Here is a 25,113-nt window from a genome sequence, read left to right on the forward strand (position 1 = left end):
TCTATCTCATCCGCGTCTTATGGCATCCTAAACTAAAAAACGCCGGTGATCGATTCAGGATCACCGGCGTTTCCTATGTGCATCAAGCTGACTCTGTCTGACGTTTTTAAAGTTTTGAGATGATCGTCAACGGATCGACACGTTTCGTGTAATCGGACGGAACATCGGCAAATGAAATTTCACCTGACGGCTGGATGATGAACGTTGCTGGTTTCGGTAACTGCCAGTCTTCGTTTCCGTTGTGTCCAGCGACGTCAAGACCGGATGCTTTGTAGATTTCAATCAAATAATCCGGCATCTCGAACACGAGATCAAATTGACTAGCAACGATATTGTCGACGTCACTGAGGACGGCGAACTCCAAGTCATTTTTTTCTTGTGTCGAAAGCGAATGATCGGGTGTCTCCGGACTGATCGCGACGAGTGTCGCCCCTTTTTCCTGAATCTTCGCCAGTTCACGTTGGTACGCACGAAGCTCCAAGTTACAGTATGGGCACCAGCCGCCGCGGTAGAACGTGACGATGACGGGACCTTGTGTAAGTAAATCTGCTAAAGCGACGGATGTTCCTGCCGCGTTCGGTAGCGTAAAGCGTGGCGCCTCGTCACCGACGGTTAACCCTTTTGCTCCGTTCGATGCTGCGAGTTCTTCTGTTGCCTGCGTCATCAGCCGCTGCTTTTCAGCCGGCGCTTTCTGACGGAACTGTTCCTGATAGGCTTGAATCTCTTCTAATAATGTAGACATGACAATCCCTCCCTGTTGTGTTTCCTAGCATAACAGGGCGTCTGACAAATGACTGAGATTTTGCTCACTCCGACTTCTTTCGGAAGCGTTTGACGAATCCCATCAAACTTTCCGGTGTCAGTTCAATTTTGTTTTCATAGGCATATTTCGTTCCGTAACCAAGTGCGAGCGTCGCCGTCGAGGCGATTCCTGCTCCGAAGACAGCCCCGTATCCGGGTACCATCTTTGCCAGTTGACGAAACGCCGTTTTTCCTGAATTACCGACAATCGTCACGACAAGCAATTCTTTTGCGCTCTCTTTCGATAAATTGCGTTCGTATAAGTTCGACAGCTTCAGCATCAAGCCGATTTGAATCGACGTCAAAGGGATGATGTCCGCGCCCGGGAACGGGACCGCACCAATCGCTCCCGCTGCTGTCCCGGCCCCGACAATCCAGTTGTTGGCGATTTTCCCCCGTAACGAAGGATCGATTTCGCGGACAAATAGATTATCCTTATCGAACTTTTTTAAGATGTCGAGCACCTCACGCCGCAGCCGGTCGATATTTGTTCCGTCCTTCGCTGATACAGGGACAAGGGTCGGTCCCGGTAACTTCGATTCGATGTGCCGGGTGACGGTCTCTAAGTCATTTGTCGCGTCAATTTTTGTCACGACGATGAGGATGTTTTTGTTATGAGCATAAATCTTATTAAAGTTTTTTGTTTCCGTCTCCGATAAGACGGTCCCCGCCGCATTCAAGAAATACAAAATGACGTCAGCACTCTCATAAAATTGCCATGTCGTATCCGAATTTAAGCTGTTCGCATCATTGAGTCCCGGCGTATCGACGAAGATGACTTTATCTTCCGGGTGCTGCCGGATTTGATCGATGCGTGTCGTTTCTCCCGGTTGTGCCCCGACTGTCGCGACGTCACGCCCGAGGATCGCGTTTAATGTCGACGATTTACCAGCATTGACGTCTCCAATCAGGGCGACGGTCACCTCTTGATTAAGCGACTGGTTAAAATCGCGCCGTTCTGCTTCAAACGACTGATCAAATACTTCCTCAAGCTTTGATTTCCGTTTCTGTTCATTCGTCTCAAGTCCTTCACCGAAAAAATCATCCATCGTTACCCCTCCTGAAAATATGTGCTGTCAGTCTTTTCCCGTTCTTGATTGAAATCACCCCCAAAAAACGATAAGCTTAATGATGGATAATGTTTCCAATACATAAAGAAAAGAAGCTTCATCTATGAAAAACTGGATGTACATACCACTTGCCGCATTAATTTTGATGGGATGTAGCCAAAATCACGATCAAATCGAATCCGCCACGAAAAAAGCACCTGTCACCCATCCTGCTTCTACTTTCACACTCGCTCCCCTGTCCGTTACAGAAGGGGAAGAAAAATTCGCGGCACTTGCCAACCAACAGATTGGTGCCGTTCAGTTAAAAGGAACATTAACGACGACCCACTGGCTAAAAGGTGTCGAATATCTCCCGAACAAACAAGAACATGTCCTCTTCTCGATGGAACTTGAACCGAAAAAGTACGATACCGCAATCCGGTTTTCCCAGTCGTTCTCGGACAATCTGATTAAATTTGGAATTGACGTCGGTGATACGGTACTTTTCGGTGACGATACGTTTACGCATCTCGACGATTACATCGTCCGTGGTGCCGACTTCCGCTCAAAAACGGCTACGGCGACCCCTTATAATCTTTTGATGGTTTATCATCTGTCGAAAAATGAAGAAATACGTGGATTTAATTTAAATGAAATCACGCGTCCCGCTGACGTGCCACTCAAAAAAGGAGAGCGGATTTTCGGAATCGTATTATCCAATCAAAAGTAAAATCTGACGTTCCTACAATATTCTTAAGAAATGATGTGTTACTGCATGAAGAAGTTTGGTATTGCTTGCTTATTCGCCACTCTATTACTGAGTGGCTGTCTCTCACCTGAAAACGATCGCCTGACTGTGACACCGATTGGAATAAAAGCTGGTGAAGAAGCCTTTGCGCAAATCAACGGTCAAGACATCGCCGCTTTTCATTTGGAAGGTAAACTAAACAAAACCTATTTATTAAAAGGAGTCGAGTACCTCCCACACCATAAGGAACGGACGCTCTTTTCAATGGAAATCAATCCAAAGACATACGATTCGACGCTTCGCGTCCTCCAATCCTCATCTGCGAAATACATTCACTTCGGTGCAAACCTCGAGGGTACCAGTATGCGGGGGCATGACGTCTTAAAGCGAAAGCCGGACGCCTTTAGTTCAGAACATCTGAATGATGAAATTACACTCAGTCATTACCATGTTTTATTGCTGCGTAAGTTGTCGGTCAATAATGAATTGCGTACTTATTCGATTAAAGATATACATGGTCCGGGAGATATCGATGTAAAAAAAGGGGAACAGATTTTTGCGCTTGTTTTATCCCCCCTCGACACATGACGTACATCAGCAAAATAAAATGGGACTGACCTATGCGCCAGCCCCATTTTTTAAATTTCACTTCTCCGCTCGAGTAACACGGTATCCCGCCAGACACCAGCCAAGTGTCCAATCCGTTCCCTACGACCAACTTCACGGAAGTCGAATCGCTTGTGGAGTTTGAGACTGGCGGTGTTTTCCGGAAAGATTTGCGAGTGCAGCGTCCAGATGCCCGCTGCTTCACTCGACGTAATGAGCGCCTGCATCAATGCCGTCCCGACTCCTTTTCCCCGTACGTCTTCATCAATATACAAACTGACTTCGGCAACACCAGCATAGGCCGGAATCGATGAAAACGGACTGATGGCGACCCAACCGAGTAGCCGTCCCGCCTCCTCCGCAACAATCCGGCTGTGTACGTGATGATGGGTATTCCAGTAGTCAAACGGCGGTACTTCCGTTCGGAACGTCGCATTCTGCGTCTCGATCCCCTGTTGGTAAATCCGTCCGACTTCCGGATAATCTGCTGCGGTCATTGCCCGTAACTTCATGACACTCTGCTCCTTTTCTAGTCTTTTATCGCCTCACCGTCACACAATCTTGACCTATTTTCGTCAGCGGACTCGTTCCGTCGTCCGCAACAGATCAAGTAACTGTTCGAGCCGTTCAATGGTGTAGGTCGGCGTCAATTCATCAGGATCCGTTTCCTGACTTGGATTGAACCAACATGTGTCAATTCCAGCTGAAATGCCGCCTTGGATATCTGCAGTCAGGGAGTCGCCGATGAGCAGTGTCTGGTCCGGACGGAATGCCGGAATCCGGTCGAATACATACGTAAAGAAGGCACGCATCGGTTTTTGATAGCCCGTGTCTTCCGAAACAAAAATCTGGTCGAAGTACGGCAACAGTCCTGAACCAGCAAGTCGCGCATGTTGTGTCCGCGAGACACCGTTCGTCACGACGTAGAGCCGGTAATGTCCTTTTAACTGCCCGACCAATTCATGTGCCCCGTCAATCAAATCCGTTCCCTGACCGAGATATGTCCGGTAACGCTCATCCATCTGTTTCCCGTCGACCACCCGTCCCTGCTCTGCAAAAAACGTCACGAAACGTTCCGAGATGACTGCGTCTCGCGTCACTTCCCCCCGTTCGAGGGCTGCCCATAAAGCTTTGTTAATGGACCGGTACCGGGTTTCACGTTCTTCCGTCCATTCGAGCTGTTCGTCCGCGAATAGTTTTCGCAGTGCCCAGCGTTCCGTTGCGTCAAAATCTAGTAAGGTATGGTCGATATCAAAGAGTAATGTTGTATAGCTCATCCGTCATGCTCCTTTTCGTAAGATCCGTTTTTCTGTCAGCTTCCCGCCGAGTTGGAACAAAAGCACCCCGCCGCCAATCAAGAGAACGCCGACTGCCTTCGTCCATGTGAAGGCGACCTGTTCGAGACCGAACCACCCGAGCGTGTCCCACAGCAGGGCAAAGAGGATTTGTGAGACCATGACGATCGAGATCGCGTAGCTCGGTCCGAGTTGCTGGACGCCTTGCGTCACAGACAGGACGACGCCGACACCAATGATGCCGCTGAACCAAAACCACGGCTGCATACCGGTCAGAGAAAAAAGTGCCGTCCCTTCAACGAGCAATCCAATCGTCAGTGAAGCGAGAAAGCCAAGTCCAAGGACTAACGTCGTCGTTGCACAGGCTCCGACCCGTTCTTTGACTTTGGCGTTAAAGGTGTTTTGAATACAGACGAGCATCCCGCCAAATAAGGCGAGTAAAATCCCAAGTGTCATCGTGCCTGCCTCCTATTCATAAATACTTTCCCCGACACGTTCCATTAAACCCGCGCGGTCGATAATCTCAATCGTCCGTTTCGTCCGGTCAATTAATCCCTCCCGGCTGAACTGGAGCAATACCCGGTTCAGGTGCCGGTAGCTCGTTCCGATCAAATCCGCTGCATCAACTAAATCCGTGACCGGCAGGGTTTGTTTTTCCGGTGTCATCGACAACAGATAACTCGCGAGCCGGACTTCGACTGGATATAACAGGTTGAAGCTCATCGAGTGGGATTTCAGTTCGAATTTCATCGTGATCGTCTCGAGTAAAAAACGTAAGAATGCCGGATTGTCCGTTCCGACCTGTTCGAGTGCCGCATAACTGATTCGAAAGACTTGGACCGGTGTCACGGCCTCGACCGTATTCATCAAGGGGATACGACGGACATATTCGATATCGCCGATTAAATCAAACGGATGCTTAAAGGAAAGGACGAGCCGTCGTCCGGCCGCTGACATATGTGTGATCTTCAACTTTCCTTCGACGAGCAAATACAGCTGTTTCGCGTCATCGCCCTGCTGGCACAAGTATTCGCCCGGTTCGACCTTGACGCATTCAAGATGACGACGTAAGCGCTCGTCAAAGACATGCGTCAATTGAAAACGATCCAAGTATGTCGCAAGTCGCTCATCCTCCACGCGAATCCCTCCTTATAGTTTCAAGATCAAGACACCGCCGACCATCAACAAAATTCCGATGACTTGCGGCAACTGCAACCGACGTTTCATCATTCCGAACCAACCGTTCCAGTCAATCAACAGGGCCAGACCGAGCTGGGCAATCAAAAAGAGTGAAATCGTCAATGTCACACCCATCAAATGCACGGCTGTGATATTACTGAACAAAACAGCTGCCGCCAGTGCGCCTCCTGATAGATAAAGTGGCTTGACGTGACGCATCTCTTGAAACGTCCGGTCGCGTAAGGCGAATGTGATCAATAAGGCGACGATGAAGCCTGTCATTTGGGTCACGGTCGCTGCCTGCCAGGTCCCGATCCCATCACTGATTCGGGCATTGGCGACACTTTGGAGCGTCAGGAAAAAACCGCCGCTGATTGCAAAAAGGATACCTCGCATCTGTATCGCCTTCCTTTCGTTATCTTCTTTCATCCTATCCTAAAACGATGGTGGATGATTGATAAAGGACATTTGTCCTGAACATAAATTCATTCGTCGAAAACACAAAACCGCCATGTCGACTTGACTGGCGGTTTTTTACATCAGATTTTTTTAACGAACTCGGATTTTAACTTCATTGCGCCCAGTCCATCAATCTTGCAATCGATGTCGTGATCTCCCTCGACAAGACGGATTCCTTTCACACGTGTTCCTTGTTTGACGACAAGTGATGTCCCTTTGACCTTCAAGTCTTTGATGACCGTAATCGTATCACCGTCATGCAATTCGTTTCCGTTCGCGTCACGGATGACCGCCGTCTCTTCCGTCACGTCCGCTTCAGCCTGCGTCCATTCATGGGCACATTCCGGGCAGACGAACAAATTCCCATCTTCATATGTATAGCTCGATCCACAGTTCGGACAGTTTGGATATTCAGTCATGTGTGATTCCTCCAAATCGTTCATCGTTTCTTCCCTGTTTAGTATAACGTGTCTGATGCTAATGTACGTCAAAAATCCGAACAACTCTCTACCAAAAATAAAAAAACGGTCATCGTCAGACGATGACCGGCTTTAATTATTCATTTTCCAGCTTTTTGATTGCTTCATCTAGTTTTTCTTGATCCTCGTCCGACACTTTAGGAAACTTCGGATCGATGTCGCGTAAAACGTCATTCATCACTTCCGTCACGATGTAGCGGGCAAACCAATCATCGTCCGCAGGGAGGATGTGCCACGGCGCATACCCCGTCGATGTATGTGACAAGAGGTCCGCGAAGACGTCTTGATATTCTTGCCAGTGTTCCCGCTCCTCGACGTCACTGAACGAAAACTCGAAGTTCTTTTTCGGGTCTTTCATCCGTTCGAGCAACCGTTCCTTTTGTTTGTCTTTTGAGACGTTAAAGAGAAACTTGACGACACGGACGCCGTTCTCGACCAGGTACCGCTCGAAGTCATTGATTTGCCGGTACCGCATCTGCCAAACGTCCTGATTGTCCGGGAGCTCTTCCTCCTCAAGCAGATTATGAATCCGCGGCGCAATGACGTCTTCATAATACGAGCGGTTCAAAATCCCGACTTCGCCCTTGGCCGGCAACCCGTCATGAATTCGCCATAGGAAATCATGTTTTTGTTCTTCTTCTGACGGTTTCTTGACGGAAATCGTCTTCAAGCCCTGGGCATTCAGGTTTGAAAAGATATAGCTGATCGCTTCGTCCTTTCCACCGGCATCGATTGCCTGCAGGACGACAAGAATGCCCTGCTTTTCTTCTGCATGAAGCCGCCAATGTAGCTCTTTCAATTCCTCAACGCTATCTGGAATGTATGTCTTGAGTAATTGCTCTTCAGAAATCCGGTCCGGATCAGACGTCTTATAGTCCGACAAACGAACGGTTGCGCCAGGTGTGACTTGATGTTTTTTGATGTCCACTCTTACTCCCCCTCAACTTTCACTTCCTCTGAAAGTTATACCCTGAGAAGGAATCCTAAAAACTCGTTCAGATGAACTTAACTTTCAATGATAATCATTTCACTGCTTACTTTTTTTGTGGAGTTGAGACTGGAACCAGCTGTTTGAAATGCGCATCGATGGTCGCTGCGACACGGAGACCGGATATGATGGCACTCTCAACGCGTGTCCGTCCCGATGTATCATCTGCTTCAAGGAAGGCATCCCCGGCAAGCCACAGCGGATGGTGATTCAGCTTTAGAAATGGCGTGCGGAAGACATCGCGTGCCTGGGCATAACGCCATCGTTTTAACTGACGGGAGACAATTTCGACGGGACCGAGTTGTGCTTGGAGGAGCCGTTCGATTTCAGCAAGCGTGACCGCCTCTTCTTTTTCATACCAGGCTTCACTCCACTCACCCGTCATGTAGACACTCAGTAACGGCGTCGCCGAGATTTCTTTTTCTGCGTTGTTGACGAGCTTCAGCATCCCAGGGACAAGCCCTTCGTCCGCCAGACCGACCTGTCCAATTTCGAGCGGTTCTTTCAGTTCAAACAGGCCGACGAATGTCGGTTCGAACGTGACGCGGCCTAACGCTGTATGATCGGTTGCGTCCAGCGTCAGTCGGGACGCTTGCAGTAAGTCATAGGCTTGCGGGACCGGTGCTGTCACGAGCATCGCGTCATAGACCCGTGTCTGGCTCGCTGAAATCGTCCGCATGGAAACCGTGTCCGCTTCAATCCGTCCGACCTGTTCATTCAAGTGGACGGGAATATCACGTGCAATCGACTGAACGAGTTGATTCATCCCGTTAATCGCGATATACCGCGGAAAATCATCGCCGAACCATTTCCGGATTAATCCGCGTTCGAGCCATTCATCGACTTCCTGCGCCAATTCATCCGTCCGGACGGTGAAAAAGACAGCACCGTGGTCCGCCGTTCCCTGATCGATTCGTCGTGTCGCCATGCGTCCCCCGACGCTTTGGCTTTTTTCGATGATCTCGACCTCGTACCCCTCGACTTGTAATTGGCGTGCAGCAAACGTCCCCGCGAGTCCACCGCCGATAATTCCGATTCGTTTTGGTTGTTCCATCTGATATCTCCCCCTCTACTTGCTTCATTTCCACAAGTATAGCGGTTTCATCATTGAGTGACGCTTTTTAACGTCCTTTGAATATGCTTCACATTCATGCACGCGCAAAGAGTACGATTTTCGGGGGTCAGAGGCCCGCTGTCAATCAGTCGTATTTCAATCCACGCACTCACGAGTAGTGCGACGTTAAAAGTCGATGGATTTACAAGGATAACGATATTTCAATCCACGCACTCACGAGGAGTGCGACAATGTTCGCCTGGTTATCACGACCGATAGCAAAGATTTCAATCCACGCACTCACGAGGAGTGCGACGCCCGCGAATCGTCTTCACGCTCGGCTCTGATTTATTTCAATCCACGCACTCACGAGGAGTGCGACGCCATGAAAGACAAAACAAAAGGTCTTGACCTCATTTCAATCCACGCACTCACGAGGAGTGCGACTGTATTATATTATTAGTAACCAATTCAGAGGAGTATTTCAATCCACGCACTCACGAGGAGTGCGACAGGATGCCGATAGGAAGGAAAAACGAGACAACAGCATTTCAATCCACGCACTCACGAGGAGTGCGACTATGGCTGATACCGTCGAACAACAAGCCGACTATATTTCAATCCACGCACTCACGAGGAGTGCGACACGCCGAACGTTTCCTCGATGCCTACGTCATGCTATTTCAATCCACGCACTCACGAGGAGTGCGACAAGGTAGATGAATCACTTACTCACGAGTGATCAAATTTCAATCCACGCACTCACGAGGAGTGCGACACGGAGACGACAAGTGTCCTCGAAGTCATCTACATATTTCAATCCACGCACTCACGAGGAGTGCGACTGACGTCAAGATTTCGTAAAGTTAAGGATATTAGAATTTCAATCCACGCACTCACGAGGAGTGCGACCCGCCGGATCGATGGCTTTCTTTTCGACCGTGTCATTTCAATCCACGCACTCACGAGGAGTGCGACACGCCATCAATTCTGATTACGTCAAAGCAGGTACATTTCAATCCACGCACTCACGAGGAGTGCGACAATGAACTTCAAGGCATCGATCAGTTCCTCGACATTTCAATCCACGCACTCACGAGGAGTGCGACTAAATCTGATTTACTACCGCTATAAACCAGTTGAATTTCAATCCACGCACTCACGAGTAGTGCGACAGACTTGGTCTTTCGTCAGACCGAACGTTTTCGAATTTCAATCCACGCACTCACGAGGAGTGCGACGCGCTGGGCGATGGATGAGATCCGCAAGAACGAAATTTCAATCCACGCACTCACGAGGAGTGCGACATCAAAGTAATTCTTGACCGTGTGATACGTCGTATTTCAATCCACGCACTCACGAGGAGTGCGACGTTTAAATGGAATCATCGACTGGGCATCATAGATATTTCAATCCACGCACTCACGAGGAGTGCGACGCAACGCTTGTTCGAACGCGACTTCGACGTCACTATTTCAATCCACGCACTCACGAGGAGTGCGACGGACGGCGGTGCTTGGAAGAACGAAGCCATCCGATTTCAATCCACGCACTCACGAGGAGTGCGACCAGAGAGCCAACCGCCAATATCAGAACCTAAATCAATTTCAATCCACGCACTCACGAGGAGTGCGACTATGTCCGTATCTAAAGATAAGGATCTGCCTTGGTATTTCAATCCACGCACTCACGAGGAGTGCGACGCCATTCGACGACAGCAAGCCAGCGGCAAGCCAATTTCAATCCACGCACTCACGAGGAGTGCGACTTCATATTATCGCGGAGGTGATTTAAGATGGCTAAGATTTCAATCCACGCACTCACGAGGAGTGCGACCCGTCAAACGTTGGCTCGGCAAGGCAGGGATCGTATTTCAATCCACGCACTCACGAGGAGTGCGACGGAGATGACGGACTTGATCGCAGACATCGCATTCATTTCAATCCACGCACTCACGAGGAGTGCGACGTTGCGCTGGCATTTTCCGCGTCCCATACTCCACATTTCAATCCACGCACTCACGAGGAGTGCGACCCGTCCTCGACGAGATGCGACGGGTGCAGCAAGAATTTCAATCCACGCACTCACGAGGAGTGCGACGATTGTTTGCGCTTGGCGTCGATGCCAGCGAGCATTTATTTCAATCCACGCACTCACGAGGAGTGCGACTGCTAGCAACAAGCGGTCATAGGTAAACTCCACATTTCAATCCACGCACTCACGAGGAGTGCGACGCCTTGTATCTTTTGCGTATCGTCATCCCACGTGAATTTCAATCCACGCACTCACGAGGAGTGCGACCGCAAGCTCACAACCAGTGAGGTCAACCATTCCATTTCAATCCACGCACTCACGAGGAGTGCGACCGTAATGAACGTAGCTTTGACTTCCCCGAACGTCATTTCAATCCACGCACTCACGAGGAGTGCGACTGTCTCGTCCAGTCCACCTTGCGAGATCAAGGCGATTTCAATCCACGCACTCACGAGGAGTGCGACCTCGCCCGACATCGGCACAAAGCGGAACCTTCCCATTTCAATCCACGCACTCACGAGGAGTGCGACGGAGGACGCCTTGCGCGATCCATTACCACTGCGTATTTCAATCCACGCACTCACGAGGAGTGCGACTAATACACTTGGCGCACATAAAACCTTTCATTTTATTTCAATCCACGCACTCACGAGGAGTGCGACCCCGAATACTAACAGGGGGGTAGAAAATACATCACATTTCAATCCACGCACTCACGAGGAGTGCGACTGATAAGTTCTTTCTCAAAATTGCTTTCATTCCCATTTCAATCCACGCACTCACGAGGAGTGCGACTCGCTGGACGTTTACAAAGGCGTTTCGTGCCGATATTTCAATCCACGCACTCACGAGGAGTGCGACTGTGAAAGTTCCGATGCAGGTGCAGGAGGTACAGGATATTTCAATCCACGCACTCACGAGGAGTGCGACTAAGGGGGGTGGGATAAAATGGCTAACGAAAACATTTCAATCCACGCACTCACGAGGAGTGCGACCGACGCGCTCACTGGCTACGATCTCGAAGACATGATTTCAATCCACGCACTCACGAGGAGTGCGACCGGTCGTTGATGCGAAGGTGGTCGACGACAAGGTATTTCAATCCACGCACTCACGAGGAGTGCGACCGACCGTCCCTTCACGGGGCAGGATGGCAAACGCATTTCAATCCACGCACTCACGAGGAGTGCGACTGCGGTACGTGCCGCCATCCCACAACTCTCGTTCATTTCAATCCACGCACTCACGAGGAGTGCGACCGGGATGCACTTGTTAATTGATTCACCTGGCGCAAATTTCAATCCACGCACTCACGAGGAGTGCGACCGATTAAACCGATGACACCGACCACACCCGTGACATTTCAATCCACGCACTCACGAGGAGTGCGACCGTGACGGGCGATCATGTAGCCGCCGTCTTTGCATTTCAATCCACGCACTCACGAGGAGTGCGACACACATGGCAGACGCATCCCACCTGCTCGATGCATTTCAATCCACGCACTCACGAGGAGTGCGACGTGCCCTCGGCATCCACTCCCCATCACGCTGGATATTTCAATCCACGCACTCACGAGGAGTGCGACTGGTAAAGTCCCAGTACCGAAGCCCGCGAAAGCCATTTCAATCCACGCACTCACGAGGAGTGCGACCAGAAACTCGCGGAAATCAAAACGTTTTGGGATGAATTTCAATCCACGCACTCACGAGGAGTGCGACGGTAAAATCTTTTTCGAATCAGTCGCTCATCTAATTTCAATCCACGCACTCACGAGGAGTGCGACTGATCTAGTTGTTTTCGATGCTGAACACTCTACTATTTCAATCCACGCACTCACGAGGAGTGCGACAGCCGTGTGCTCGGCATCGATTCCGGCGTGACCGATTTCAATCCACGCACTCACGAGGAGTGCGACGGGAACAGAAATGAACACAACGGGGAGTCGCATTAATTTCAATCCACGCACTCACGAGGAGTGCGACAGACACGTTCGCTGCCTTACGATCCGTCGGCCGTATTTCAATCCACGCACTCACGAGGAGTGCGACAATACATAGATGTAGCCTCCTCGTTTATTTGTAATTTCAATCCACGCACTCACGAGGAGTGCGACGACAGATTGACCTCGGGAGCAGCTACACGAAGCGATTTCAATCCACGCACTCACGAGGAGTGCGACACCGTCCGCTTTCGCCTGTTCCCGCGAGTCATGGATTTCAATCCACGCACTCACGAGGAGTGCGACGGCTGCAAGGAAGAACGGTATGACGAAGGTTATTGATTTCAATCCACGCACTCACGAGGAGTGCGACTGAATATCGGGGATGGGACGAGTAACCAGCTTACATTTCAATCCACGCACTCACGAGGAGTGCGACCTTAGCTGATGCCGTTGATCGCATCGTATCAACTATTTCAATCCACGCACTCACGAGGAGTGCGACGAGTTTGAAAAACTTGTGGCAAAAGAACAAGAAATTTCAATCCACGCACTCACGAGGAGTGCGACTCCTTTTCGTAGTTCCTCGTACTCGTATGCGATATTTCAATCCACGCACTCACGAGGAGTGCGACCCTCGAGCAAGTTCGGGTCCGTCGGTTCGTAGTTCATTTCAATCCACGCACTCACGAGGAGTGCGACAGACCGTCGCCCGGCTCGTCGCCGCTCTACAAGGTTCATTTCAATCCACGCACTCACGAGGAGTGCGACGCGCCGTCAACAGTGGTATCGGTGACCCAGTCGGAATTTCAATCCACGCACTCACGAGGAGTGCGACTCTGGATTCTTCGACTGCCGCTTGACGAGGTAACCATTTCAATCCACGCACTCACGAGGAGTGCGACCTCTCAGGTCGTCTCATTTCCAATCCAAGTTCCTATTTCAATCCACGCACTCACGAGGAGTGCGACCCGATACCAGTGGCGACTGCTCCTGCGACGACGAATTTCAATCCACGCACTCACGAGGAGTGCGACAAGGCTTTACCACCTCGCATCGTCGCGCGTAAACATTTCAATCCACGCACTCACGAGGAGTGCGACTTAAACAAGCTATCTAACAACTCGGTATCGCCTATTTCAATCCACGCACTCACGAGGAGTGCGACGCCTGTAAAGCCACCGAGGGCTTCCATGACGCGTATTTCAATCCACGCACTCACGAGGAGTGCGACGTCATTGTAAATTACTACGATCGCATGGCTAAGATTTCAATCCACGCACTCACGAGGAGTGCGACTGAACGTACGGGTCAGGAGTTCTCGCTCGATATATTTCAATCCACGCACTCACGAGGAGTGCGACGGGGCATTTATTTATGTATAATCATGAAATTTGTATTTCAATCCACGCACTCACGAGGAGTGCGACGTAGGAGATACAGACGGAGCAGCAAAGACAGACGATTTCAATCCACGCACTCACGAGGAGTGCGACTTCCATCCCCTACCGTGTTTGAAATGCCTGTGATATTTCAATCCACGCACTCACGAGGAGTGCGACCGGCGTATTTTGTATATTGTCTATCTGAGTATGCTATTTCAATCCACGCACTCACGAGGAGTGCGACATTCGCATGGCTGCCATCCGTTTGGCGTTCCGACGGATTTCAATCCACGCACTCACGAGGAGTGCGACTTTCCAAACAACTTTGCAAAACAACGTACAAGTAATTTCAATCCACGCACTCACGAGGAGTGCGACCTATGGTCGTGCCGACATCAAGAAAGCCATCATTATTTCAATCCACGCACTCACGAGGAGTGCGACGCGTTGCCGACTTCTTCAGGGCTGATGTAGTTCCGATTTCAATCCACGCACTCACGAGGAGTGCGACAGACACGGCGCGACGCTGCCATCGCCTCGTACGTATTTCAATCCACGCACTCACGAGGAGTGCGACGGCTACAAAAATTCGACGACGATCAGCTTGATGATTTCAATCCACGCACTCACGAGGAGTGCGACCGGACCGCTCAACATCACCGGCGACCTCGTGCAGGAATTTCAATCCACGCACTCACGAGGAGTGCGACAAACATGAGCGCCTACACTTAGTAGTGCGATGGCATTTCAATCCACGCACTCACGAGGAGTGCGACACGTCGGGGTCCGTCAGGTATTCCTGCTCGCGTGCATTTCAATCCACGCACTCACGAGGAGTGCGACCGATTCGGATTTCAACGTATATGTCATCAATCTAATTTCAATCCACGCACTCACGAGGAGTGCGACTCGCCCAAACGACAATCGAACGACTCCAGCACGAATTTCAATCCACGCACTCACGAGGAGTGCGACGATTGGATATGAGTAAGGACAACATGAGCAAGTTAATTTCAATCCACGCACTCACGAGGAGTGCGACGAAGAGTGAGATTGAGATTCTCGAGATGCGGCTATTTCAATCCACGCACTCACGAGGAGTGCGACTCTTTAGTGCGGATGACAGTGGATACGTGTACGTATTTCAATCCACGCACTCACGAGGAGTGCGACCGCGACCAGTGCCCCGTCGAAGTCATCTTCTTCATTTCAATCCACGCACTCACGAGGAGTGCGACAGGATTTTTTCGCGAACGTCAACACGGATTTAGGATTTCAATCCACGCACTCACGAGGAGTGCGACAGCTAAAATGGTCATAAAAATGACTATGACCTCATTTTTAGCGAAGGTACGTTCGTACATGGTAGGGAAACATCGTTTTTAAAAATCAAATCATCTGTTTCCCTTTATTTTTACGCAAAAAAATAGGTGCGAATCGAACTATGAATTCATGTGTACTTCATATTCGCACCTGTCGAATGTTTTAAAAAATCAGAGGCCCCTCCATATCTAAGGAGGGTTTTATTCCATAATGCTCGACTTTCGATACATATTGATTCCCTAGTTTATAGAAGCGTAAGCTGTCACGCTCGTGATTGATGATCTCCTGCAAACGGAGTTTCAGCGATGTAAATTCTGTTTGATCGACGATACACTCAAAAACACTATTTTGAACACGTTGTCCATAACGTTGGCATAGTTTGGCTACGTGCCGCAGCCGTTTTTTACCACCCGGTGAGACGGTACTGACGTCATACGTAATCAGAACCAACATGGCATTTCCTCCTTCATTTATACAGGAACGGTGGATATGCTTCCAAATCGTCTCTAAGATGTCGTGCGAGAAGTAACGCTTGGGCATACGGAACCAAACCCCACATCATTTTTTCTTTTAAATAAGGATGCTGAATCGTTTCTTGTTTCTTTTTTTGCCACGCTGTTAAAAATGTTTTTCTTCCATTCTCTGTCATGATGACTGCCCCGTTCTCTTTTTGTAAAAAGTCTTTTCCTTGAATGACTTTTTTATTGATCAACGAGAGAACAAAACGTTCCGCGTAAATACCACGCAGTTCTTCCATCATATCAAGAGCAAGTGATGCCCGCCCCGGACGTTCACGATGTAAAAATCCAACATACGCGTCGAGTCCTACTGCTTCGAGTGCCGCACTTACGTCACGCGCGAGTAAGCTATATGCGAATGATAACATCGCGTTGACTCGATCTAACGGTGGACGACGGGTTCTTCCTTTGAAGTGAAAATCTTCTTTCTGTTGCAGGATCATCGAATCAAACAACCGATTGTATCGAACAGCAATCGTTCCTTCCAATCCCCTTAAACGTTCGAGATTTTCACAGACTTGGATTTCGCGCATCGTTTCAGTCATCTCTTGAGAGGTTGATTTGAACCGTTCGACATCAAGGCGCAACGGATAATCACGTGTCATTCGTTCTAACATCCACTTTTGATTATAGAGTTTTCCTAGGATGAAGTTTCTTGCGAGCCGGGTCGATGCCGTTTCATCATCTGAGCGTCGGTATTGTGTTTTTCGCAAAACAACATTTCCTCTACTTTCCCCGATGACACGTGCTAAAAACCGCCCATGCTTCGTCATAAACGTCAGTGCTATCCCATTTTCTGCACAATGCCCCATCAAAGCCGGACTCGCTCCTGTATAACCAAATGCGACGATTCCTTCTAGATTATGCAAAGGGACTCTACCTAGAACTTGGTCATCCGCTTTAACGAGGACATTTCCTCCATCGAGTGCTAAGTAGGAGTCAGACTGATTGATAAACAATGTGTTCAGAAGCTTCTTCACTCCCACAACCTCCTGTTCATATAATCCGCGACGCTCTCTCGTTCTGTTAGGCGTGGGAGACAAATTTCTTGTAGTGAACAACTCTTACAATGTGGACCGATTTTTGCTCGTGGCGTATGACGACGATTGTAATAATCATTCATCTTCGAAACCGTCGCTAAAACCAACGCTCTTAATTCTTTTGTAATCGGAACAGGATGCCGATGTTTGGTCTCATGATAATACAAGTAACCGATTGGTACAGCACAAAGTAACATTTCTTCTAAACACATCGCTTGGGCAGCAAGTTGCAGTTCGTCCGCTGGATTTACTTTCGGCTTCCCTCTTTTATATTCAACAGGTACAGGAATAAACGTGCCAGGTGTCCCGTGAATCGGAACACCTGACGCATCCTCGATAAATTCGACGACATCACATTGTCCACTTATGTTCAGTTGCTCAGATTTAATCGCCATCCCTCGGACAATCAATTTTTCTTTGCGTTTTTCTCGTTGAAACGGATCATCTGCCTTTTGATGAAGTGCCTGTCCCTCGATCGTCCGCACGTTTTCGGCCCATTGCTGTTCAATATGAATCAAGGCCCACTGCCTCGGACAAAATTGAAAATGTTGAATGCCCGATAGTAAAAGATAGGTATCGTCTCGCTTATAGTCCATCTAATATTTCCGGTTCAAGTCCTTCAAGTGCATCCACTTTAATCTCATAGTCCAAAAAGCTTTTTGGTTCATCCGTCAATGCCTGGACACTAACCGCTCGGTGAACTTTTGCGGAAGAGAAACGACCCAATTTTGAATCATGTTCCCACCAATAGACCTTGTGCACTTCCATACTACCTTCCGGACGTGCCGATGACGCATCGTTTTCAAACAATGATACGAGAGCCTGCTTAAATTTTTCAGCATCCTCTTGTGTGAACTTCGTTTTTTCAGCCAACTGTGTATTGATGCTGCCATTGAGAACGTAAACGCCATGGTCCACACGATGTTTCATCCCCATCGTATCTGAACCGCGTTCCTTTCCGCTCTCAGAATTGACACTTTTCGTAATCTGCATGCTCGTCACGTCAATCGGTGCGACACTTGTCGCTGTATGGATCGAGACAGGACCACGTACGCCGACTGAAACACCACCCGCTTTATCTCCTTTGAACGCAAAGACTTGACCAAAAGCTCGAACATCCATCCATGTCGCACATGCTTCTGCCGCAACTTGGTCGCTTGCATTTTTCGTTTTCATCAGTTTTTTGATCGTATCGTTCGCTTCAGCCCGATCGCGCAAACTCGCATACCCATCAAGATTCCGATCATTGGATTGTACAAAAATGGATTCACCCATGTCTTGCAACCGATTCCGAATCTTCCGCTTGATTGCGACGTCCGAAATCTCACCATATCCATCATAGTTTTGGCGGGGACGATTTCCGTTCAATGGATCTCCGTTCGGATTTGCTTTTTCGACAGATAAGATCACAGTAAAATCAATTTTCCGGTCTAATGTGTTCATACTTCCACACGCTCCTCTTGTTTAATGGTTTCTTCTCGTTTTTGATACAGTTCATGCCGTTGGCTATAAAAACCGAGCAGGTACTTACCAGATAGCGGCTTGTTCGTAAATTGTTCAATTGTCAGTCGTGCCCCGATTTCATCGATTTGACGGTTAATGAACAACACTTTCCCGCCGAGCTTCGCTTGGTAAGGTTGTAGCGCACTTTGAATCGTCATCCATGTCCGTGCCGGATTTTGAGAAAAGGCGTTCATGTATCGAATCGCATTTGTCGCCCGATTGTCCTGTCCTAACGCACGCCGTTCCAAATAGTCGGCAAGTGCGAGCAATCTACCAAATAAATAATCTCGATCGTTGATTTCTTGATCCAATGACACTGTCATCTCCTCCTTTTTATTGACCATGCCGCAAGCAATACTAAGTGTCTTCTCCCACTCCCAGTGCTCCATCCCGACAGGATTCGATGCGCGTTGTGTGAGACAACGGATAATATCCGTCGGGACACGCCGTTCATCGATGACACAAGGTAATAAACGCTCGACGGTCGCTTTAATTAATTTTTCATTTCCGCGTGTTCCATAGGTCATCAGGGCGATATCCTTTAAAGAAGGGGCGCCGATGTACACTTGACGTTTTTTATTTGCATCTTGGTAGGTATATTCCCACGGGTACTCCGTGTGCCAGCGTTCTAACCGTTTGAAGTACGTCTCTTGATCAAACGTCCGGTAGTACAAAATCGCCATACGTCCAGTCGTCGCCGCATCAAGTGTCAAGATATTCACCTCTTGTTTTGGTAAGCGTCGCTTAAACCCGAGCAAGGCATCCGAAAAGGCAAGCGCCCCCTCTTGAACCGTGTGCGCGACGAATTCCTCTTCTTCACCAAAGAGTTGTGCAAGTGACAAGGTATTCTCGAGTGGATTAGGTAGATCAGGTTGTTGATTTCCCCAAATCAAGAACACACGCTGGTCGATACTACGACCTTGTCGCTGAATGAGCCACTTTAATGCGTTATGTGCTTTTTGCGAAGCTTGATAGCTAATACTTGCCGCTTCGTCCGGTTTATCGAAACGCCCTCGAAATGTAAATCCAGAGCTATCATTCGCAGAAATCAGCTTGGCTTTATCCCCTGAATTTCGAATCTTATTCGTATGTTTCGAGGATAACCGCTCTTGTTTTCCAGTTACGAAACAAAGACCCTCCGTTCCTGGACGTGCTGCATAAAACGTGATGAATGAATCAAAGAATGCCTGATCTCGCCAAGGTTGCCGGTGCATGCCGTCCGTTGAACGTACCTGAAAACGGACAAATGTTCCTTCGAGTCCGCCGGTGACGATTCCGTAAACCGGCGGCTTGTCCCCTGCTTCCTTCCATGTCCAGCGAAGTTCACCACTCTCAGTTGCAGAAAACACACCTTCTTGAATCAAATCCTCGATCAACCGACCTTTCTGAACATAACGATAAATACTCTCAAGTGGCGCGTATGGGGCGGTTTCAACCCATGCTTTGAGTTGGCGAAGATAAGCAAGGTGTGCGTTCTCCCCTTTATAAACACCACCGTACTTCAAGAAATCGCCTGCGACGTACTGTAACTTATCATGTAACGGATACGGGGCAACGACACTGCCTGCACGATTCGCAGAATCTTCCGTGCTCGGAATCAACGTATTTCCCTGTCCTTTTTCGATATGTGTCGCTGAATGAAACTCTCCGTCCGGCGTCACGATTATCGTCACATGTGCTGTCTGCGTCGTATGCGAGACAGGAAGCAATGTAAAGTCCTGTCCTTCCCAACGACTTTCGAACTCACCGACATGTTTTACGTTCATTTCGTACGTATCATATAGCTGTTTCCAAACACTCATCGATTTTCACCTCCTTTAGAGTTGTTCGTACAGTTCTTCGACCCCTGTTATGTTCGATGCATCAAACGGCTTAGCGGCCATCACCTTGACCGTCTTAACGAGCGAACACGTCTCCGGTCTCGGAAATGCAATGACGCCATCTTTCATGACAGGATTCCATAGTCGAACGGCGAGTTCGTCACGCCCGGTCTCATCGGGATAATCAAACCCATGAACCATCGTCCCGAAGTGCAGATCTGCACCATCATAGAAGCTGTCACCTGAATCGAAATCAATCGGTTCTACATATCCTTGACATTCCCGAGCACCAAGGAAAATGTCGCGTCGTCCCCCTGCTTCGAGTGACCGCTTCATGATTGCATAATGTTTCCCTTCATTCCGGTCGAAAACTAAGTCAGGACGGTTCTCATTGAACTCGAAATGGGCGCGTACGTGATAGCAGACGTCACGCAAATAGGTGTAATGCGCAAGTGAGTTTCCCCCTCCGTATTCAATCGGTCGCATCCCTTTTGCTTCCATCTTGATCGGATGCATAATCCGGATAGCGTCTACGACAATCAAAATCGTCGGTTTCCAGTAGATTGATTCAACGATACCTTTGATTGCTTGATATGTCGGGATTTGATACGACATCTTTTCGCCACCAAGCTTCGTAAGTGGGTCAGTAAACAACGCATAATCGCCGTATACTTTAAACTCAATCGTATTCCGCATGTTCCAACACTTCCTTTACATCATAAAATCTTCTCTTCTAGTATCGAATCCTGCTCTAGGTTCAGTCCGTAATGCTCATCGTACGCACGTTCACTCAAGACAAGAACTGCGCCATCCAAAATGACGTGCAATCCCTGCGTTTCTTCTAATTTTTTTCGTTCGTGCGTATGCAAGTTGATACTGTATTGCTGCGCTTGTTTCAACCATTTACGCATGTCTTCCCAATCTGCTTCTCCATTCAGAAACGCAATCAAACGTTTTCCTTCTTCACCATACGGAACGAGCACCGTCTCGGTCATATCCTCAATGACTTTAAACTGATCCGCGACCGTTCGATGGCGACTCGATAACATCAGTTCAGGAACATTTCTTGACTTAAAGAGCAGTGGTGCTAAAGTCAATGTCTTTCCACGGACCGGAAAATCAAGTTCTACTTCAGATGCGTCATACAACTCTTGGAAATATCGGGTCATCGCTGCTGTTCCTAACAAATTTCCTTCATACGACTTTCCGTCACGGAGAAAATCAACAAGTAGAGCACGAACGATTTCCTTACCACGGGCAATTTCCGGAAGGTATTTTAGATTTTCCTCTGCATGATCGATGAGATACACTGTTCGTCGTGCGACTTCACCATGTCGATTACAGCGCCCCGCTGCTTGTGCAATTGAATCGAGTCCCGCTAGTGAGCGAATGACGCAAGCAAAGCTGACATCGACTCCTGCCTCAATTAACTGGGTGCTTATACATATGATGCGTTCTCCTTGTTCTAGTCGCTCATTGATTGTTTGAAGAATCTTTGTCCGATGTGCTGCACACATTGCTGTACTGAGATGGATGACTTCTTCATTCGGGTGTTGTTCTCGTAGTGCTTCATAAAGTTGTTTGACGACACTTTTTGTATTCAGAATGACTAACACACTATTTTTTTCTTCTGCCTGTCGCGTCACAACATCAGCAAGACGCGCTGTATCCATCTCTCCCTCGATGACTTCTAAGTCCGTTCGCCTAAAAGCCTCCATGACTTGCGGTAACGCATCAATCATCTCTCCATCTTGGATGAGCTGATACTTTACAAAATCAAGTGCCGGTTGTGTTGCCGTACACAGGACCACACTTGACTGCAATGAATCCTTTAAAAACGTCACTGACTCATTGAAAAGTGAAATACATTTGAGTGGAACTTTTTGAACCTCGTCAAAAATAATGACGGCTTCACTTAAATGATGTAACCGTCGCGTATTCCGATTCCCTTTTGCATAAAACGTATTGAGGTATTGGACCATCGTCGTAAAGATAATCGGTGCATCCCAATTGTCCTTCGCCAAATGTAATTTCGCTTGGATATCCATCACATCGTCTGAAGCACCTTCGATCTCGACGACGTTCGAATGATGTTCTAAAATCATGTCTGTTCCTAATACGTCTCTTGCAACCTGTGCATTTTGTTCGATGATCGTCGTAAACGGTACGACATAAATGATGCGTTTCTTTTGATGTGTTGTTGCGTGGTGAAGTGCATAACGTAAACTAGCAAGCGTTTTTCCTCCGCCTGTCGGGATTGAGAGTGTATACACTCCACTGGGGTGATCGGCGAATGCCCGACATGCATCTGACATCTCTTGACGTAAACGATTGATTGGTGTGAGTTCTGTCTGCTGTGAAAATGTGGACAAGTGTGCCTCGAGTCGTCTCTTCAGTTCTTCGAAGTCTACTTGTGTCGTCGCGGTCGTCGTTCCTTGTTCAAATTCTCTTGTGTTCGTCCGATCAGCATCAAGTAAGACACTAAATATATATTTCGTGGCGAGTGACACGCGCGCGGTCGAGCGGCCCTCTCGTAAAATCCAGCTATATAATTCGTCGACGGCCTGTTCGACATAGCGGTCGAATTCTTGCTCATCGATGACCACCTGGAAAAATCGCTTGCGGCACGTTTCATAGGAAGGAAGCTCTTTTCGTTCGACGCGTTGCAAAAAAGGTGATTCCTCTTCTAGATAGTAGTCTTGGAGGTTACCGTGGTGCGAAAGAATCGCATTTGCAACCATTTCTGCAAGGAGTTGTCCACGCTCTCCTTTGAGGCGTTCAAATAACAATCTTCCACCTGCGGTTGCGTGGTCGACTTCCCCACGCCGGACCCGCTCACCTGATGTCGCCTTTCGAATATATGTCTGAAATTCATCACTCAGCTTCCCCATATCGTGTAAAAGGCCAGCTATCCCACAGACATGCATCAATCCGACATCTTTCCCCCAATTTTCTGCGAGTTCTCGTGCTTCAAGTAGATGGGTTGTGACTTCTTGAATCTCCGCGTCCGTCGAACGTACATGTGCGATGTAGCGCATGAAAATCCTCCTTTTTCATTACATCCTAATTATCCCATTTCTATATACACTATAAAAATCCTTTTATTTAATTATTTTACCATTTCCTTCTTTTATACCCCTTCACTTTTTTGTTGCAGCCTTTAAAAATTATGCGTTGACATTACACTGTCAATCCATTCTGGAAAACAAAAAAATAGACCCCTTCTTCCTTGATGTCTCAAGTGAAGGTGTCTACTCGATTCTTACGCCCGGTAGGACATGTAGTTGATGCCTTTTTACGTTCTATACTGATCGTGGATCGGTTCAAACAACTTCTCCGTTGACGGCCGGACAACCGCAAAATGTTCGACATTGTAGTGTCCGTGCAAGACTTGATTGTGGTGGGCAATCATCTGCTCTGCTGATAAGACATCGGAACCGTTCGTCGTATGTCCGTCAGCAACGAGCGTCACATCAAATCCATTGACGGTTGCACTGCGGACCGCCGTATCGATACAGTGTTCCGTCTTGCAGCCGAGAATGACGACATGTTCGATTTGTTGCTCTTTCAGATGACTGAGCAACGGCGTGCCGTGAAACGAATTGGTTGCGGCTTTATCAAACGTGACTGCTTCAGCCGGAACATGAATTGAGGCGTGTACCGCAAACCCCGGTCCGTTTCCGTCCGCGACATCAAGATCCCGAATGAAAACGACGGCATGATCCTGATTCCGCGCTTCTTGTACGACCTGATTGATGACCTGGCTGACGGCATCTTTCGCATGAACACCCGACTCTTCTGCCGTACCTTCAACGAGATCCTGTTGAAAATCAATAATGAGTACCGCTTGTCGCATCGTTCTCTGCCCCCTTTGTTTGCTTCACTCTTCCATACTATCCGAAAGAAGTCCTGTTTTTCTGAAAAATTTCCAATTTTTGCGAAACTTTCTTTAATCCGATGTGGTAAATAAAACGATAGAAAGGATGTTACATATGGAACTATTGCCACTCTTTTTTGTGATTTTCGTAATTGTCTTAGCTGTTAATCTGTTTCTCGATAAGATGATCATGAACCGGCGTCTTTCACGGAACGTCTTTATGAAGAATATGTTCGTCTGCTTTTTGATTTCGCTTGTTTTGCTAAGCTTCTTCTATCTTCAGTCCATGATGAACTAACAAATAGACCGTACACGCTCAATAAAGAGTGTACGGTCTTTTGGCGATCACTAGATTTCAGTACTTCAACTGATTTGTTACCTTGCGTAGACGGTAGTACTTTGCAAGTCGAAATCCGACATAGAACGAATCCCATAAGAGTGGATAAGATGTCCGCTGATATACATTCCAGTAGCTGATGATGCGGCGCTCAATCCGTGTCATGTAAACATCATTTGCTTGTACAAAGGAACACAAATTTTCCTCAGACCACCTCTCTAAAATCGGCTCGATTCGTTCTAGAATTTCACTCACATATTCCCCAGTCAACTCAATTAGATAAAGCAACACCCAGTCTGTATCCGCCTGTTCTTCTTGTAATCGTTGAACATATTTCTCACGGATATAACCATTGTGATGGCGCGTATACAAACAATACAGTAGCCACCGTTGTTGTTTCGTCAATGTCTCGATTTTCACCTCTGGTACTTCATTCAAGTACACGCGAGACGGCAAATTCAACTTTTCTTGCCAATACGCGATTTCAATCGTTTCCCACGTCACCGGTCTAAACAATCGGTGTGGGAAGAGACGTCTCACAGCCTCCACGTCTACTGCACAGGATTGCGGAAACGCTTGGAGCCAGTTTGTTTTCATCTGCATATGTGTTTCACCACTCATTCCTTCGTGTTAGATAATAAAAAAGTCATACTCCAACTGGAAGGAGTATGACTTG

The 25,113-nt window shown here is 48.2% G+C and carries 21 protein-coding genes and 1 CRISPR repeat array; of the genes, 2 read left to right on the top strand and 19 right to left on the bottom strand.

Annotated elements, in window-relative coordinates:
• Positions 1–106 precede the first annotated feature (106 nt).
• Positions 107–742, bottom strand: a complete 636-nt coding sequence (locus KNQ04_RS12090; protein WP_214851019.1) for a peroxiredoxin-like family protein — start codon at positions 740–742, stop codon at positions 107–109.
• Between the two features lie 64 nt (positions 743–806).
• On the bottom strand, positions 807–1,850 hold the full coding sequence (locus KNQ04_RS12095) for a YcjF family protein (protein WP_029332308.1): 1,044 nt from the start codon (positions 1,848–1,850) through the stop codon (positions 807–809).
• 124 nt (positions 1,851–1,974) lie between these two features.
• On the opposite strand from KNQ04_RS12095, the gene KNQ04_RS12100 reads away from it, so the two are divergent.
• Both KNQ04_RS12100 and KNQ04_RS12105 read left to right on the top strand, forming a co-directional pair.
• Entirely contained in the window at positions 1,975–2,580 is a 606-nt protein-coding gene (locus tag KNQ04_RS12100; protein ID WP_214851020.1) for a hypothetical protein, read from the top strand.
• Between the two features lie 45 nt (positions 2,581–2,625).
• On the top strand, positions 2,626–3,186 hold the full coding sequence (locus tag KNQ04_RS12105; protein WP_214851022.1) for a hypothetical protein: 561 nt from the start codon (positions 2,626–2,628) through the stop codon (positions 3,184–3,186).
• 50 nt (positions 3,187–3,236) lie between these two features.
• Here KNQ04_RS12105 and KNQ04_RS12110 read toward each other — a convergent pair whose 3' ends face one another.
• The 17 genes from KNQ04_RS12110 to KNQ04_RS12190 all read right to left on the bottom strand — a co-directional run bounded on the left by KNQ04_RS12110 (position 3,237) and on the right by KNQ04_RS12190 (position 25,040).
• On the bottom strand, positions 3,237–3,716 hold the full coding sequence (locus tag KNQ04_RS12110) for a GNAT family N-acetyltransferase (protein ID WP_214851023.1): 480 nt from the start codon (positions 3,714–3,716) through the stop codon (positions 3,237–3,239).
• Positions 3,717–3,779: 63 nt separating this feature from the next.
• Positions 3,780–4,481: a YjjG family noncanonical pyrimidine nucleotidase gene (locus KNQ04_RS12115; RefSeq protein WP_214851024.1), complete on the bottom strand. Its 702-nt coding sequence runs from the start codon at positions 4,479–4,481 to the stop codon at positions 3,780–3,782.
• A gap of 3 nt (positions 4,482–4,484) precedes the next feature.
• Positions 4,485–4,955 carry a DMT family transporter gene (locus KNQ04_RS12120; protein WP_214851025.1) on the bottom strand — a complete coding sequence of 157 codons (471 nt, stop codon included), beginning with the start codon at positions 4,953–4,955 and terminating at the stop codon, positions 4,485–4,487.
• 12 nt (positions 4,956–4,967) lie between these two features.
• Positions 4,968–5,636: a Crp/Fnr family transcriptional regulator gene (locus tag KNQ04_RS12125; protein ID WP_214851026.1), complete on the bottom strand. Its 669-nt coding sequence runs from the start codon at positions 5,634–5,636 to the stop codon at positions 4,968–4,970.
• A gap of 12 nt (positions 5,637–5,648) precedes the next feature.
• A complete protein-coding gene (locus KNQ04_RS12130) occupies positions 5,649–6,074 on the bottom strand; it encodes a DMT family transporter (RefSeq protein ID WP_214802732.1) in 426 nt (141 codons plus the stop codon).
• A 143-nt stretch (positions 6,075–6,217) separates the two neighbouring features.
• Complete coding sequence (locus KNQ04_RS12135) at positions 6,218–6,556, bottom strand: zinc ribbon domain-containing protein YjdM (protein ID WP_214805641.1); 339 nt, start codon at positions 6,554–6,556, stop codon at positions 6,218–6,220.
• Between the two features lie 136 nt (positions 6,557–6,692).
• Positions 6,693–7,544: a PPK2 family polyphosphate kinase gene (locus tag KNQ04_RS12140; RefSeq protein WP_214851027.1), complete on the bottom strand. Its 852-nt coding sequence runs from the start codon at positions 7,542–7,544 to the stop codon at positions 6,693–6,695.
• A 106-nt stretch (positions 7,545–7,650) separates the two neighbouring features.
• Positions 7,651–8,658 carry an NAD(P)/FAD-dependent oxidoreductase gene (locus tag KNQ04_RS12145; protein WP_214851028.1) on the bottom strand — a complete coding sequence of 336 codons (1,008 nt, stop codon included), beginning with the start codon at positions 8,656–8,658 and terminating at the stop codon, positions 7,651–7,653.
• A gap of 153 nt (positions 8,659–8,811) precedes the next feature.
• A CRISPR array of direct repeats spans positions 8,812–15,323; the repeat unit is 32 nt; unit sequence ATTTCAATCCACGCACTCACGAGGAGTGCGAC.
• A 181-nt stretch (positions 15,324–15,504) separates the two neighbouring features.
• Positions 15,505–15,795, bottom strand: coding sequence for a CRISPR-associated endonuclease Cas2 (cas2, locus tag KNQ04_RS12150; RefSeq protein WP_214851030.1), 291 nt, complete (start codon positions 15,793–15,795; stop codon positions 15,505–15,507).
• Positions 15,796–15,808: 13 nt separating this feature from the next.
• The gene (gene cas1c, locus KNQ04_RS12155; protein WP_214851032.1) at positions 15,809–16,840 is read right to left on the bottom strand and encodes a type I-C CRISPR-associated endonuclease Cas1c; all 1,032 of its coding nucleotides are present in this window, start codon (positions 16,838–16,840) and stop codon (positions 15,809–15,811) included.
• Positions 16,837–17,496 carry a CRISPR-associated protein Cas4 gene (gene cas4 / locus KNQ04_RS12160; RefSeq protein ID WP_214851033.1) on the bottom strand — a complete coding sequence of 220 codons (660 nt, stop codon included), beginning with the start codon at positions 17,494–17,496 and terminating at the stop codon, positions 16,837–16,839. Before cas4 ends, cas1c begins: the two co-directional genes overlap by 4 nt.
• Positions 17,486–18,343, bottom strand: a complete 858-nt coding sequence (cas7c, locus tag KNQ04_RS12165) for a type I-C CRISPR-associated protein Cas7/Csd2 (protein ID WP_214851034.1) — start codon at positions 18,341–18,343, stop codon at positions 17,486–17,488. Before cas7c ends, cas4 begins: the two co-directional genes overlap by 11 nt.
• Positions 18,340–20,205 (bottom strand): type I-C CRISPR-associated protein Cas8c/Csd1, encoded by a 1,866-nt coding sequence (cas8c, locus tag KNQ04_RS12170; RefSeq protein ID WP_214851035.1) that lies wholly within the window; start codon positions 20,203–20,205, stop codon positions 18,340–18,342. Before cas8c ends, cas7c begins: the two co-directional genes overlap by 4 nt.
• A gap of 15 nt (positions 20,206–20,220) precedes the next feature.
• A complete protein-coding gene (gene cas5c, locus KNQ04_RS12175; protein WP_214851036.1) occupies positions 20,221–20,919 on the bottom strand; it encodes a type I-C CRISPR-associated protein Cas5c in 699 nt (232 codons plus the stop codon).
• A 20-nt stretch (positions 20,920–20,939) separates the two neighbouring features.
• Positions 20,940–23,261: a CRISPR-associated helicase Cas3' gene (cas3, locus tag KNQ04_RS12180; RefSeq protein ID WP_214851037.1), complete on the bottom strand. Its 2,322-nt coding sequence runs from the start codon at positions 23,259–23,261 to the stop codon at positions 20,940–20,942.
• A gap of 257 nt (positions 23,262–23,518) precedes the next feature.
• On the bottom strand, positions 23,519–24,079 hold the full coding sequence (locus KNQ04_RS12185; RefSeq protein WP_214851038.1) for an isochorismatase family protein: 561 nt from the start codon (positions 24,077–24,079) through the stop codon (positions 23,519–23,521).
• Positions 24,080–24,455: 376 nt separating this feature from the next.
• On the bottom strand, positions 24,456–25,040 hold the full coding sequence (locus KNQ04_RS12190; protein WP_214851040.1) for a hypothetical protein: 585 nt from the start codon (positions 25,038–25,040) through the stop codon (positions 24,456–24,458).
• Positions 25,041–25,113 lie beyond the last annotated feature (73 nt).

It is taken from the genome of Exiguobacterium sp. s193, assembly GCF_018618755.1.
GTDB lineage: Bacteria > Bacillota > Bacilli > Exiguobacteriales > Exiguobacteriaceae > Exiguobacterium_A.

What these genes read in the sequence shown, in the direction of transcription:
- KNQ04_RS12090 (WP_214851019.1), bottom strand. Translation starts at nt 742, where the DNA reads ATGTCTACATTATTAGAAGAGATTCAAGCCTATCAGGAACAGTTCCGT.
- KNQ04_RS12095 (WP_029332308.1), bottom strand. Translation starts at nt 1,850, where the DNA reads ATGGATGATTTTTTCGGTGAAGGACTTGAGACGAATGAACAGAAACGG.
- KNQ04_RS12100 (WP_214851020.1), top strand. Translation starts at nt 1,975, where the DNA reads ATGAAAAACTGGATGTACATACCACTTGCCGCATTAATTTTGATGGGA.
- KNQ04_RS12105 (WP_214851022.1), top strand. Translation starts at nt 2,626, where the DNA reads ATGAAGAAGTTTGGTATTGCTTGCTTATTCGCCACTCTATTACTGAGT.
- KNQ04_RS12110 (WP_214851023.1), bottom strand. Translation starts at nt 3,716, where the DNA reads ATGAAGTTACGGGCAATGACCGCAGCAGATTATCCGGAAGTCGGACGG.
- KNQ04_RS12115 (WP_214851024.1), bottom strand. Translation starts at nt 4,481, where the DNA reads ATGAGCTATACAACATTACTCTTTGATATCGACCATACCTTACTAGAT.
- KNQ04_RS12120 (WP_214851025.1), bottom strand. Translation starts at nt 4,955, where the DNA reads ATGACACTTGGGATTTTACTCGCCTTATTTGGCGGGATGCTCGTCTGT.
- KNQ04_RS12130 (WP_214802732.1), bottom strand. Translation starts at nt 6,074, where the DNA reads ATGCGAGGTATCCTTTTTGCAATCAGCGGCGGTTTTTTCCTGACGCTC.
- KNQ04_RS12135 (WP_214805641.1), bottom strand. Translation starts at nt 6,556, where the DNA reads ATGACTGAATATCCAAACTGTCCGAACTGTGGATCGAGCTATACATAT.
- KNQ04_RS12145 (WP_214851028.1), bottom strand. Translation starts at nt 8,658, where the DNA reads ATGGAACAACCAAAACGAATCGGAATTATCGGCGGTGGACTCGCGGGG.
- cas2 (WP_214851030.1), bottom strand. Translation starts at nt 15,795, where the DNA reads ATGTTGGTTCTGATTACGTATGACGTCAGTACCGTCTCACCGGGTGGT.
- cas4 (WP_214851033.1), bottom strand. Translation starts at nt 17,496, where the DNA reads ATGGACTATAAGCGAGACGATACCTATCTTTTACTATCGGGCATTCAA.
- cas7c (WP_214851034.1), bottom strand. Translation starts at nt 18,343, where the DNA reads ATGAACACATTAGACCGGAAAATTGATTTTACTGTGATCTTATCTGTC.
- cas8c (WP_214851035.1), bottom strand. Translation starts at nt 20,205, where the DNA reads ATGAGTGTTTGGAAACAGCTATATGATACGTACGAAATGAACGTAAAA.
- cas5c (WP_214851036.1), bottom strand. Translation starts at nt 20,919, where the DNA reads ATGCGGAATACGATTGAGTTTAAAGTATACGGCGATTATGCGTTGTTT.
- cas3 (WP_214851037.1), bottom strand. Translation starts at nt 23,261, where the DNA reads ATGCGCTACATCGCACATGTACGTTCGACGGACGCGGAGATTCAAGAA.
- KNQ04_RS12185 (WP_214851038.1), bottom strand. Translation starts at nt 24,079, where the DNA reads ATGCGACAAGCGGTACTCATTATTGATTTTCAACAGGATCTCGTTGAA.
- KNQ04_RS12190 (WP_214851040.1), bottom strand. Translation starts at nt 25,040, where the DNA reads ATGCAGATGAAAACAAACTGGCTCCAAGCGTTTCCGCAATCCTGTGCA.